Origin of the sequence: Rugamonas sp., assembly GCF_025354735.1 — a bacterium.
In the GTDB taxonomy this organism is placed as follows: domain Bacteria; phylum Pseudomonadota; class Gammaproteobacteria; order Burkholderiales; family Burkholderiaceae_D; genus Rugamonas.
Map to the genome: position 1 here is coordinate 17254 of NZ_JANXMI010000272.1, position 12181 is coordinate 29434.

Here is a 12181-nt window from a genome sequence, read left to right on the forward strand (position 1 = left end):
GCATGCGTCTCGTAAAGCAACTTAAATTCACTTTTTGTATCCCGTCAGGACATCATGAATCTGACTGACCTGCGTATTTTCGTCAGCGCCGCGCGCCGGCCGTCGCTGGGCGCGGCGGCGCTGGAACTGCATCTGACGCCGTCGGCCGTGTCCAAGGCCTTGAAACGTCTGGAGGACAGTCTCGGCAAGGCCCTGTTCGACCGCGGCGCCCGCCAACTGGTGCTGAACGACAGCGGCCATCTGCTGCTGGGACGGGCCCAGGCTTTGCTGGCGCTGGCCGACCAGGCCAGGGTCGACCTGATGGGCGAGCGCGCCGCCGTCGATTGCCGCATCGGCGGGCCGGCGATGCTGCTGTGGCGGCACGGACAGATGCTGGCGCAGGCCTTGCGCGATTATCCGCAGGGCAGCTTGCGCCTCCAGGCCCTGTTCGAGGACGAGGCGCTGGCGGCGCTGGCGCGCGGCGACATCAGCGCGGCCATCGTCACCGGCGCGGTGATCGAGGGCCGCGGCGAACACTGGTCGGAGGACTGGCGGGTGACGCCGCTGGGCAGCGTGACGCAGCACTTGATGGCGGGCCTGAACCACCCGCTGGCCGCTCAATCGGCGCCGTCGCAGGCGCTGTCGGCCACGACGGCGCAAGTGCTGGCCCACGATTTCGCCTGCCCGTCGCGTTCGCTATTCGGCGGCGTGCCGCGCGGCGCCCGCTCCGACGGCTGGCGCGACGATCAGCTGCCGCGCACGATACGCTACTGGACCGACGACCTGCAATTGCTGCTGAGCCTGGTCAAGTCGGGCGCGGCGCTGGCCTATCTGCCCGATTTCGCGCTGGCCGATGCGCAGCTGCGGCGCATCCACGTCAGCGATTGCGCCTTCGAGTGCGTCGAGCAGGTGGCGCTGGTGTGGAACCATGCCTCAGCCAGCGTCTGGCAGGGGCAGCTGGCCGAGGCGCTGCGGGCGGACAGTGCCCGTTTGCCCTTGCCGGCCTGAAAAAACTACCCACGAACGCCGCCGCGTTCGTTACACCAGCACGCTTGCCAAGCCCGGCGGCGGGGGCTATAGTGAATCCACGGGTTGCTGCCCGACATCGGATTACGCCATGACTACGCCTATCGGTTCCACCACCGCCACCACCGCCACTCCCGTCAACACGTCCTATCAGCCGACGCCACTCGTCGTGCCGAACACGTCGTCGGGGGCCTTGTCGTCGCTGGCCACCAGCCTCGCTTCGGAGTCGGCGATCGTGGGTACGCTGGGCGGTTCGACGTCGGGCCTGTCGGTCTACACGCCCAGCGGTTTGTTGTCCTCCTTGCAGCAAGCCGGTGCGGCGAGCGGCACCGCCACCCCGCCTGGCAACGGCAGCAGTGGTGGTGTGACCATAGGTGACGGCACTGGTACCGACGCCACCGCGTCGACGCCGCCGACGGCGCAGCAGATTGCGGACTCGGCCATCATTGGCTCGATCTCGTCCAGCCCGTCCGCGTCCGGCATCTACAACGGCAGCGGCGCCGTCCAGGGCCTGGCATCGACCGACACCTCAACCAACTGGTCCACCATCCTGAAGTCCAATCCCTCGCTGGCCGGCGTGGTCGTATCGTCCTCCTTCGACCAGGGCATCGTGGCGACCTTGAAGACCACGGCCTGAGACGGTTAGACGCGTTTCCGGTCCGTGCCGGCATGGAATAGGCGGTCGTGGTAAGCTACTGATTCTTCAGGGCAATTTCTTCGCCCATTGTTAGTCGCATCAGTCGCACCGCTGTCCCCATCCACTCCTTGCCGGGCATATCCATGAAAAATCTGAATATAGGCACGCGCTTGGCCGGCGGTTTCGGCCTGGTGCTGATCTTGATGATGCTGATGACGGCGATCGGCATCGGCCACATGCAAAAGGTGGCCGACGCCACGCGCGACATGATGCAGCAGCCGCTGGCCAAGGAGCGCATGATTAGCGACTGGTATCGCTTGATCCACACCAGCGTGCGCCGCACCTCGGCCATCGCCAAGAGCAACGATCCGTCGCTGGGCCCGTTCTTCGCCGAGGATACGGCGGCCTCGACCAAGGAAGTCAACGCCTTGCAGCACGATGTCGAGGCCTTGCTCGACACGGCGCCGGAAAAGCAGATGTTCACCGACATGCTGGCCAACCGCAAACGCTACCTGAGTTCGCGCGACGGCATCGTGGCGCTGAAAAAGGACGGCAAGCTGGAGGAGTCGGACCAGTTGCTGCAACAGCACTTCATCCCCGACGGCAAGGCCTATCTGGAATCGCTGCGCGGCTTGCTGGACTTGCAGCGCAAGCGCATCGACGCCAACGCCGCCGGCATCGAAGACACGTATCAGCACAGCCGCAACGTGATGGTCGCGCTCGGTCTGGCCGTGCTGCTGCTGGGCGCCGCCTGCGCCTGGTGGCTGACGCATGGCATCGTCGTGCCGCTGGGCCGCGCCGTGCAGATCGCCGTGGCCGTGGCCGGCAAGGATTTGCGCAGCGACATCGCCGTCGATTCCCGCGACGAGACCGGGCGTTTGCTGGCCGCGCTCAAGAGCATGAACGACGGCCTGGTCGATATCGTCGCCGAAGTGCGCGCCGGCACCGAAAGCATCGCCACCGCGTCGAGCGAAATCGCGGCCGGCAACCTGGACTTGTCGGCCCGCACCGAGCAGCAGGCCAGCAGCCTGGAAGAAACGGCGTCGTCGATGGAACAGTTGACGTCGACCGTCAAGCAAAACGCCGACCATGCGCGCCAGGCCAATCAGCTGGCGATGAGCGCGTCGGCCGTGGCCCAGCGCGGCGGCGCCGTGGTCAGCGAAGTGGTCGGCACGATGGATGCGATCAACGCCTCGTCGCGCAAGATCGTCGATATTATCAGCGTGATCGACGGCATCGCCTTCCAGACCAATATCCTGGCCTTGAACGCGGCCGTCGAGGCGGCGCGCGCGGGCGAGCAGGGGCGCGGCTTCGCCGTCGTCGCCACGGAAGTGCGCAACCTGGCCCACCGCAGCGCGGCGGCGGCCAAGGAAATCAAGGAGCTGATCGGCAATTCGGTCGACAAGGTCGACGCCGGCAGCGCGCTGGTCAATCAGGCTGGCATGACGATGAGCGAGGTTGTCGACAGTATCCGGCGCGTCACCGATATCATGGGCGAAATCACGACCGCCAGCATGGAGCAGAGCGCCGGCATCGAACAGGTCAACCAAGCCATGAGCCACATGGATGAAGTGACGCAGCAGAACGCCGCGCTGGTCGAACAGGCGGCGGCCGCCGCCGCGTCGCTGCACGAGCGGGCCGATGCGCTGGCCCACGTGGTCAGCGTCTTCAAGCTGGCCGACGCCGTGTCGCACCGCGCGCCGCAGAGGCCGCGGCTGCCGGCCTAGTGATCGAGCCGAATGCTTCAGCTGAATTCTTCGGCGCGAATACTCGGCATAATTATCCAACGTAATTCTTCAGCGTGGTTTTTCCGCGTCGCCGCGCCACATCATGCCCCTGAGCACTGTCAACGGCGTATTATGCAGGGACGTTTTGATTGCTTATTTGAAATCTAAACCCGCAGCGGCGTCGGACGTGATGCGATCGGACGTGGTAAGGTGTCGATACTTCAAGGCAACTTCTTCCTCCGTGACCTGTATTCCTGCTGTCACGAGACGCAACGCGCCACCACTTTTTACTCTTTGCAGCAGTCGCTACCATGAAAAATCTTAAAATCGGCACCCGCCTGGCCGCAGGCTTTGGCTTGATACTTGCCTTTATGGCATTAATGACCTATATCGGCATCGCGCACATGCAGACCGTGGCCGAGGCCACGCGCGACATGATGCAGCAACCGCTGGCCAAGGAGCGCATGATTAGCGACTGGTATCGCGTGATCCACACGGGCGTGCGCCGCACCTCGGCCATCGCCAAGAGCAGCGATCCGGCGCTGGGCAAGTTCTTTGCCGAAGACACGGCCAGCGGCACCAAGGAAGTCGAGGAGTTGCAGAAAAAAGTGGTGCCGCTGATCGAGGAGGGCGCCGAAAAGAAGCTGTATGAGCAGATGCTGGTGCACCGCAAGCTGTACTTGGGCGCGCGCGAGAACATCGCGAAGCTGAAGGCGGCCGGCCAGGTCGACGAAGCCAGTGCGCTGATGGACCAGACCTTTATTCCCGAATCGAAAACGTATCTGGAAGCGCTGCGCGGCCTGCTCGACATGCAGCGCGCCACCATCGACGCCAAGGCGGCGGAAATCGAGGCCGTGTACGAGCACAGCCGCCACTTCATGATCGGCCTCGGCGTCGTGGTGCTGTTGCTGGGCGTGGCGTGTTCCTGGTGGCTCACGCGCGGCATCGTGCTGCCGCTGGGCCGCGCCGTCGATATCGCCATCGCCGTCGCCGGCAAGGATTTGCGCAGCCACATCGTGGTCGAGTCGCAGGATGAAACGGGGCGGCTGTTGCTGGCGCTGAAGACCATGAACGATGGCCTGGTCGAGATCGTGCACGAAGTGCGCAGCGGCACCGAGAACATCGCCACGGCGTCGAGCGAGATCGCGTCCGGCAACCTGGACCTGTCGTCGCGCACCGAGGAGCAGGCCAGCAGCCTGGAGGAAACCGCCTCGTCGATGGAAGAGCTCACCTCCACCGTCAAGCAAAACGCCGACAACGCCCGCCAGGCCAATCAGCTGGCGATGAGCGCGTCCGAAGTGGCGCAGCGCGGCGGCGCCGTCGTGGCCCAGGTGGTCGATACCATGGACGCCATCAACGCCTCGTCGCGCAAGATCGTCGACATCATCAGCGTCATCGACGGCATCGCCTTCCAGACCAATATCCTGGCCTTGAACGCGGCCGTCGAAGCGGCGCGCGCCGGCGAGCAGGGCCGCGGTTTCGCCGTCGTCGCCACCGAGGTGCGCAATTTGGCCCACCGCAGCGCGGCGGCGGCCAAGGAAATCAAGGAGTTGATCGGCAATTCGGTCGACAAGGTCGACGCCGGCAGCGCGCTGGTCAACCAGGCCGGCATGACGATGAGCGAAGTGGTCGACAGCATCCGCCGCGTCACCGACATCATGGGCGAGATCACGTCGGCCAGCGTCGAGCAGAGTTCCGGCATCGAGCAAGTCAACCAGGCCATCGGTCAGATGGATGAGGTGACGCAGCAGAACGCGGCGCTGGTGGAAGAGGCCGCCGCCGCCGCCGCGTCGCTGCAAGAACAGGCCGACGCGCTGGCCCAGGTGGTGGCCGTCTTCAAGCTCAACGAGGCGACGCCGCTGCGCCTGCGGGCCTGATTCCGGCGTCGCATTAAGTAGCGCCGCGGCCCCGCGCCGCCGCCCAAGCATCCCCGCCGCGCCGGAGCCGGCGGGGATTTTTTATGGCGCGTCGATTTCCACGGCGATCATATTATCGTCCGGCTTGCGGTCGATCAGCTTGTTGTCCGGGTCGATGCCGGCCCTGGCCGGGCGCCCGCTGACGGTCACCGTGTAGCTGCTGTCGCGGCGCTCGATCAGCTTGCGCTCGCGCAGCAGGCTGTTGCCGTCCTTGTCGTCGACGCCGATGTCGATCCAGTCCTTGAGCGGCACATCTTTTTCCTCGCCGGTGGCGCTGGCGCGCATCTTGGCCGCGTGCACGGCCAGCGTGACGTCGTACTTGCCGTCGGCGCGTTTGCGGGCGGTGGCCGAGACGGCGCGGTTTTCATACAGCACGATGGCCTCGAACAGGTCGTCGATCAGGTAAGCCCGGTCCGGCGCCGCCACCTTGCGCAGCGCGTCGACCAGCACGTTCACGCTGGTGTAGGGCGCGCCCTGGTGGCCGTGCTGGAGCAGCAGCGCGCGCAGCACGCCGTTGATTTTCGCTTCGCCGAGGATGTCTTGCAGCAGATACATGGCCAGGCTGCCCTTGCGGTACTGGATGTAATCCTGGTCTTCATTGTCGGCCAGCGGCAACTCCTTCTTGTTTTCGATGGCGCGCCCGAGCAGGTATTTTTCGAGGTCGTAGCGCAGGAAGCGGCGCATCTTGCCGGCGCCGACATTTTTCTTCATCACCATCAGCGCCGAATATTCGGCCAGCGTTTCGCTCAGCACCGTGGCGCCGCGCGTGTTGCCGGCCACCAGCTGGTGGCCCCACCACTGGTGCGCCACTTCGTGCGCGGTGACATAGAAGGGGTAGTCGATGTCCTTGGGGTTTTTATCGTCGACCTTGGCGATGAAGCCCAGGCTTTCCGAGTACGGTATCGTGCTGGGGAAAGACTGCGCATAGCTCGCGTAGCGCGGGAACTCGACGATGCGCACCAGCTTGTGCTGGTAGGGGCCGAAATTGCGGGTGTCGTAGTCGAGCGCTTCCTTGACGCCGTGGGCGATGCGGTCCAGATTGTATTCGTGGCCGGGATGGTAGTAGAGCTCTATCGTCACGTCCTGCCACCAGTCGCGCCGCACCGCGTAGCGCGCCGATTCGATGGCGTAAAAGTTCAGGATGGGCTGGTCCATCTTGTAGTGGAAGTAGTGGCGGCCGTTGGCGCTCCAGTCGCGTTCGAGCGTGCCCGGCGCGACGGCGGTTTGGTCGGCGGTAGTGCTGACGGTGGCGTCGAAGCTGATCCAGTCGGCGTCGTTGCTGACGCCGTTGTTGGCCAGGCCGGCGGCGCTGTCGCGCTCGGCCATCGCGGCGCGCGGCGCCAGGTCGTGGCGCTTGCGGTCGCGGTCGTCGGTCAGTTCCAGCGCCGACTGGTAGCCGATGTGCGGCAGCAGCGCGTTGGTGACGAAGGTGCCGTTGCCGACCACCGGCGTGTCCTGGCCGAGGCCGAGCACGCCCCTGGGCGCGAAGTCGAGTTCGAAGTCCAGCGGCAGCGTGGCGCCCGGCGCCAGCGGCTTGCTCAGCTTGTAGCTGTACAGGCCCAGCGCGGCGTCGCGCAGGCCGGGGCGGACCGGCTGGTCGAAGCGCATGGCGACGATGGCGGCGCTGACGTCCTGCGAGACGATGATGTCGCTCACCGACACGGCGCCCCGGTTGCTGAGCAGGTAGTGGCCGCGCACGTGCATGCGGCGCTGCTCGGGCGTGAGGTCGACGTTGAGCTGGACGTCGACGATGCGCGGCTGCGGCAGCACGGCGAATTTTTTATACTGGCGTTCGTAGTCGGCGCGGTCGGCGTCTTTCTGGTAGGCCGACTTGTAGACGTTGGCCAGGTGCAGATTGTAGTAGAGCACGCCACCGGCGCCGCCGCAGATCAGCACGCCCACCGCCAGCATGGCCAGCACCGGCGCCGTCAGCGCGTGGCGCGCCAGCTGCACGCGCTGGCGCCAGCTGTCGTTGGTGCCGCGCACCCAGAACAGCAGCGCCGCCATCACCAGCAGCAGCGCGGCGCCACCCCAGTAGAGCTCGAACCACCGTTCGCGCGCGAGGAAGTGGCCGTAGCCGTTCATGGCCGAATAGAGGAAGCTGGGCGAGGTGCCGTACAGCAGCATCGGATGGTCGAGGCCGAGCGAGCTGAAGGTGGCGGTCGCCGCGTAATACAAGATCATCGCGAAGTAGGCCAGGTATTTGTGGTTCAGCAGCACTTGCAGGGCGATGGCCAGCACCGCCAGCAGCGCGTACTGCGGCAGCTGGATCAGGAACAGCTGTTGCAGGTACAAGCCCGGTTCGAGCTGGAAGTAGCCGTGGAAGACCTGGATCGACATGCCGCACAACATGACGACGAGCAGCAGCAGCGCCTGCAAACCGATCAGCGCGAACAGCTTGGCCAGCAGCGGCAGCCAGCTGGGTATGGGCAGGGCGTCGAACATCTGGGCGATGCGGTTTTCGCGTTCGCGCCACACCATGTCGCCGGCGTAGAAGGTGGTGATGACGAGCATGAACAGCGAGAAGGCGCTGCCGACCATGTCCAGCATTTGGTAGGTGACGGGATAGGTGTTGGTGCCGAGGATGGAGCCGAGGTCGAGCGCGCCGGCATACATGGTCAGCACACCGGCCAGCACCAGCACCAGGAAGTAGATATTCTTCGACGTTTCACGCAGGTTCAGCCAGCTCATGCCCAGCAGCAGACGGCCCAGGCTGCGGGCGGCGAAGTCGGGCGCCTCGCTGGTGTTGCTGGCCGTGTCGGACAGACGCTGCGGCGCCGCGCCTTCGCCGCGCGGATCGGCGCCGCTGTCGGCCGTCGACACGAAGTGGAAGCGCCAGTAGCCCAGCATCAGCACGGCCAGCGCGAACGAGGACCAGAGCGTGCGGTTGAGCAGGTACACGCCTTCGGGCAGCACCAGGCGCGTGTTGCGCTCGGCCACCGGCCAGTATTCGGTGAGGCGGATCGCGGCCCAGGTGCCGAAGGGGTCGATCAGCGCGGCCAGGGTCTTGTAGTCGAGGTCGCGCGCCAGTTCCGGCGCCACCATGTAACCGATCAGCATGACGACGCTGCTGACGTAGACCGGCAACATGCGCCGCGTCAGCGCGGCCAGCACGAAGAAGATGGCGCCGAAGATGAAGATGTTCGGCAGCACCGAGCAGCAATAGGGGATCAGGTAGGCCAGCGCTGACACGTGGCCGATGCGGTCGGCGTCGATGCCGGGCACGTAGGTGCCCAGCCAGGTGCCCAGCGGAATGCTGAGGAAGACGATGGCCAGCGTCAGGTAGGCGCCGAGGAAACGGCCCAGCATGTACTGGTATTTTTTGATCGGCGCGCTGAAGAAGAAGTGCTGCATCTCGTATTCGAAATCCTGCTGCACCGAGCGGCCCATCATGGCCGCCATGACGACCACGCCCATCGAGCCGAGGAAGCTGGCCGTCAGCATCAGCGAGCGCGGCGCGTCGACCGTCAGGCGGCCGCCGAAGCTGACGCTGGCGTGCTTGATGACGCCGCCCTCGGCCGCCGTCCACAACAGCGCCAGCAGCAGGAACATGGCGAAATAGGTCCACGTGGACAGCAGCTTGAGCCGCTGGCGCGCTTCGAAGGAGGCGATCGCGTACATGGCCGCCCTAATCGCAGTGCGGCGCGGCGCGGTGGCGGCCGGCGATGGTGGCGAAATAAACGTCCTCCAGGTCGCCCAGCGCTTCCTCGAAGCCATCGCCGGGATCGCTGTCGCTGTAGACGTGGATCAGCGTGCGGCCCGACAGCAGCCGCGTCGAGATGACGGCGTGGCGCTGCTGGAACATGGCCAGCTCTTTCTTGTCGACGAAACGGGCCCAGATCTTGTCGCCCACCTCGTGTATCAATTCCTGGGTCGGGCCGCACAGCAGCAAGTGGCCCTTGTTGATGATGGCCATGTTGGCGCACAGGTCGGCCACGTCGCTGACGATGTGGGTCGACAGGATCACCGTCTTGTCCTCGCCGATGTCGGACAGCAGGTTGTGGAAGCGGACCCGCTCCTGCGGGTCGAGGCCGGCGGTCGGCTCGTCGACGATGATGAGTTTCGGGTCGCCCAGCAGGGCCTGGGCGATGCCGAAGCGCTGCTTCATGCCGCCGGAAAAGCCGCCCAGGCGCTGGTGGCGCACGTCGAACAGATTGGTTTGCTGGAGCAGGCCGTCGACCACCTCGCGCCGTCGGCCGCGTCCGCTCAAGCCCTTGAGCACGGCGAAGTGGTCCAGCATTTCGTAAGCCGTCACCTTGGGATAGACGCCGAAGTCCTGCGGCAGGTAGCCGAGCAGGCGGCGGATTTCATCTTTTTCGTCGAGCACGTCGATATCGCCCAGGAACACCGAGCCGGTATCGCATTCCTGCAGGGTGGCCAGGGTGCGCATCAGCGTCGACTTGCCGGCGCCGTTGGGGCCGAGCAAACCGAACATCCCGGCCGGGATGGTGAGCGAAATATTGTCCAGGGCGACGACGCCGTTGCCATAGGTCTTGGACAAATTTTGGATGCGTAATTCCATTACTGACTCCTGAGGATGCGGCGGTGCGGCGCAGCGGCTGGGCGTTTCTGCACGGCCATGCGCTTTTCACATGATGGCATTGTATTGAATTTGCGACAGAATAGGGGCGCCATTGCGACGGGCCGCGTTTTGGACGCGCCAGACTGCACATAGCGGCGCCTGGAGCGCGGGGCGTGGCGGCCGCCCATCCGCTGGTCAAAATGGCAAGGTGGCGGCGGCTTCAATTGCGGAACAATACCGGCGTGAACATTTTCCGACGTGGCGGGTAAAAATTCTACCGTGCAAACCAAAACAGGCTATGGCTTGCTATAGTCGCGGTGAGCGCGGAATGTTTCCGCGCCGTGCAGTAGTGAGGACGGGTGAACGGATGGATGGGGCGATGCAGGATAAAGTGCGGGCGGTCATGCGCTGCGGCACCAGCAAGAGCGAGGCGACCGGTTTTTTCCGCGTCGCCCTGGGCTTGTGTTACCTGGCCAGCCTGATGACCAAGGAAACGCTGGACTTCAAGCACATCGACCGCGATTACAACCGCTTCATCTACCGCACGCTGGGCAAGGGCCACAGCATCACCAGCATCCTGCAATTCATGAGCGGCGAAAAGGTCGTCGACGTGATCGCCGCGCCGCGCTTCACGGCCGCGTTCGCGTTGCACTGTCCGGAAGTGCCGGTCGATACCATTCCGTTCTTGCTGGGATTGAACCTGGGCGTGGCCAAGGATATTTCCAAGATCGACGTGCGGGGACCGGTGGCGGACTGGATCGAGCGCCAGCGCCTGCTGCGCGAGGAAGCCGACGGCAACGGCGGCTGAGCGCCACGCGGCCGTCGCGCTCGTCGCATTCTTCGCATGCTCGTTCCCATTCGCCGCGCCACGGTGCGGGCCCCTGCTTTTATAATGATGCTTTTGTTTCAGACGGATGACAACGACCATGGCCGCGAACCGCTACCACTCCCCCCTGGACCGCCTGCTGTCGGGCGCCGACCAAGCCCTGCGCGTGATCGCCGGCGTCGCCCCGGCGTCGCGGCCCAGCCCGGCCGTGCACGCCGCCGCCGGCCCGCTGAGCGAGTCCGAGCAGCGCCACAGCGCCGGCCTGATGCGCGTGAACCACGTCGGCGAAGTGTGCGCGCAAGCCTTGTACAACGCGCAGGCGCGCTTCGCCCGCAGCGACGCGATGCGTCTGCAATTCGAGCAGGCCGGGCGCGAGGAGCAAGACCATCTGGCGTGGACCGCGCAGCGGTTGGGCGAACTCGGTTCCCACACCAGCGTGCTCAATCCCCTGTTCTACGCCGGCGCGTATGCGATGGGCACGGTCGCCGCCTATCTGGGCGACGCCCGCAGCCTGGGCTTCGTGGTGGAAACGGAGCGCCAGGTCGAAGCCCATCTGGCCAGCCACCTGGACCAGTTGCCGCCACAGGACGCCAAGTCGCGCGCGATCGTCGAGCAGATGCGGGTCGATGAAATCGCCCACGGCGCGGCGGCCCAGGCGCTGGGCGCGGCCGCCGCGCCGGCCCCGGTCAGGCTGGCGATGACGGCGATGGCCAAGCTCATGACCGGCAGCGCGTATTACATTTAAGCCTGGCGCTAGACTTCGACGATCTCGAAGGAGTGCGTGATCCCGGCCGTCTTGGCCAGCATGATGGACGCCGAGCAGTATTTGTCGTGCGACAGCGCGATCGCCCGTTCCACCGTGGCCGGCTTGAGGTTCTTGCCGCTGACGGTGAAGTGGAAATGAATCTTGGTGAACACTTTCGGATCGGTGTCGGCGCGGTCGGCCTTGAGCGTGCACTCGCAGCCGCGCACGTCTTCGCGGCCTTTCTTCAGGATCAGCACCACGTCATAGGCGGTGCAGCCGCCGGTGCCGAGCAAGACCATTTCCATCGGCCGCGGCGCCAGGTTGTGGCCGCCGCCATCGGGCGCGCCATCCATCGTGACCAAATGGCCGGAGCCGGTTTGCGCCAAAAAACTCATCCCGGACGGGCCGTTCCAGCTGACTTTGCATTCCATGATTTTCTCCGTAACAAGAACTTTGTTCATATTGTAATGGAGTCCGGCGCCGCCGGTGCGCCTGCCCGGCAAGCCAGTCTGCGCCACGCTCGGAGGCCGGTGCGGGCGCATGCCGACCTTGACGGCGGCGGCAGTTTGCGCTTATAATTGTCGGCTTTCCGTTCGCTCAGGAAAGAATATACAAAAAGGCCGAGTCCGCTGAAGCAATGGCGGAACCACCATATGAGCGTGTGTTATTTATTTAGGAAGTCAACATGAAAACATTTTCCGCTAAAGGACATGAAGTCCAGCGCGATTGGTTCGTGATTGACGCGACGGACAAAGTCCTCGGACGTGTTGCCAGCGAAGTGGCACTCCGACTGCGCGGCAAAC

10 protein-coding genes are annotated in these 12181 nt (G+C 64.9%); 7 read left to right on the forward strand and 3 right to left on the reverse strand.

The window, feature by feature from the left end; all coding sequences use genetic code 11:
* Positions 1–54 precede the first annotated feature (54 nt).
* The 4 genes from Q0S71_RS21985 to Q0S71_RS22000 all read left to right on the forward strand — a co-directional run bounded on the left by Q0S71_RS21985 (position 55) and on the right by Q0S71_RS22000 (position 5246).
* Positions 55–987 carry a LysR family transcriptional regulator gene (locus tag Q0S71_RS21985; protein WP_296000487.1) on the forward strand — a complete coding sequence of 311 codons (933 nt, stop codon included), beginning with the start codon at positions 55–57 and terminating at the stop codon, positions 985–987.
* Positions 988–1096: 109 nt separating this feature from the next.
* Complete coding sequence (locus Q0S71_RS21990; protein WP_296000490.1) at positions 1097–1642, forward strand: hypothetical protein; 546 nt, start codon at positions 1097–1099, stop codon at positions 1640–1642.
* Between the two features lie 143 nt (positions 1643–1785).
* Entirely contained in the window at positions 1786–3369 is a 1584-nt protein-coding gene (locus tag Q0S71_RS21995) for a methyl-accepting chemotaxis protein (RefSeq protein ID WP_296000493.1), read from the forward strand.
* Between the two features lie 311 nt (positions 3370–3680).
* The gene (locus Q0S71_RS22000; RefSeq protein ID WP_296000496.1) at positions 3681–5246 is read left to right on the forward strand and encodes a methyl-accepting chemotaxis protein; all 1566 of its coding nucleotides are present in this window, start codon (positions 3681–3683) and stop codon (positions 5244–5246) included.
* 81 nt (positions 5247–5327) lie between these two features.
* Here the strand turns inward: Q0S71_RS22000 and Q0S71_RS22005 are convergent, their stop codons facing one another.
* Entirely contained in the window at positions 5328–8906 is a 3579-nt protein-coding gene (locus tag Q0S71_RS22005; RefSeq protein ID WP_296000500.1) for a M1 family aminopeptidase, read from the reverse strand.
* Positions 8907–8913: 7 nt separating this feature from the next.
* Positions 8914–9807, reverse strand: coding sequence for an ABC transporter ATP-binding protein (locus tag Q0S71_RS22010; protein ID WP_296000503.1), 894 nt, complete (start codon positions 9805–9807; stop codon positions 8914–8916).
* Between the two features lie 379 nt (positions 9808–10186).
* Between Q0S71_RS22010 and Q0S71_RS22015 the strand changes: the two genes are divergently transcribed.
* On the forward strand, positions 10187–10615 hold the full coding sequence (locus Q0S71_RS22015) for a hypothetical protein (protein WP_296000506.1): 429 nt from the start codon (positions 10187–10189) through the stop codon (positions 10613–10615).
* 118 nt (positions 10616–10733) lie between these two features.
* A complete protein-coding gene (gene coq7 / locus Q0S71_RS22020) occupies positions 10734–11378 on the forward strand; it encodes a 2-polyprenyl-3-methyl-6-methoxy-1,4-benzoquinone monooxygenase (protein ID WP_296000510.1) in 645 nt (214 codons plus the stop codon).
* 8 nt (positions 11379–11386) lie between these two features.
* On the opposite strand, the gene Q0S71_RS22025 is transcribed toward coq7, so the two are convergent.
* Entirely contained in the window at positions 11387–11809 is a 423-nt protein-coding gene (locus Q0S71_RS22025) for an OsmC family protein (RefSeq protein ID WP_296000512.1), read from the reverse strand.
* A gap of 254 nt (positions 11810–12063) precedes the next feature.
* On the opposite strand from Q0S71_RS22025, the gene Q0S71_RS22030 reads away from it, so the two are divergent.
* Positions 12064–12181, forward strand: a 118-nt coding sequence (locus tag Q0S71_RS22030) for an uL13 family ribosomal protein (RefSeq protein ID WP_296000518.1), incomplete at its 3' end; no start/stop codon positions are given.

Bases quoted from the DNA above. Each gene is read 5' to 3' on its own strand.
- coq7 (WP_296000510.1), top strand. From the start codon at position 10,734: ATGGCCGCGAACCGCTACCACTCCCCCCTGGACCGCCTGCTGTCGGGC.
- Q0S71_RS21985 (WP_296000487.1), top strand. From the start codon at position 55: ATGAATCTGACTGACCTGCGTATTTTCGTCAGCGCCGCGCGCCGGCCG.
- Q0S71_RS22010 (WP_296000503.1), bottom strand. From the start codon at position 9,807: ATGGAATTACGCATCCAAAATTTGTCCAAGACCTATGGCAACGGCGTC.
- Q0S71_RS22005 (WP_296000500.1), bottom strand. From the start codon at position 8,906: ATGTACGCGATCGCCTCCTTCGAAGCGCGCCAGCGGCTCAAGCTGCTG.
- Q0S71_RS22015 (WP_296000506.1), top strand. From the start codon at position 10,187: ATGCAGGATAAAGTGCGGGCGGTCATGCGCTGCGGCACCAGCAAGAGC.
- Q0S71_RS21995 (WP_296000493.1), top strand. From the start codon at position 1,786: ATGAAAAATCTGAATATAGGCACGCGCTTGGCCGGCGGTTTCGGCCTG.
- Q0S71_RS22000 (WP_296000496.1), top strand. From the start codon at position 3,681: ATGAAAAATCTTAAAATCGGCACCCGCCTGGCCGCAGGCTTTGGCTTG.
- Q0S71_RS22025 (WP_296000512.1), bottom strand. From the start codon at position 11,809: ATGGAATGCAAAGTCAGCTGGAACGGCCCGTCCGGGATGAGTTTTTTG.
- Q0S71_RS21990 (WP_296000490.1), top strand. From the start codon at position 1,097: ATGACTACGCCTATCGGTTCCACCACCGCCACCACCGCCACTCCCGTC.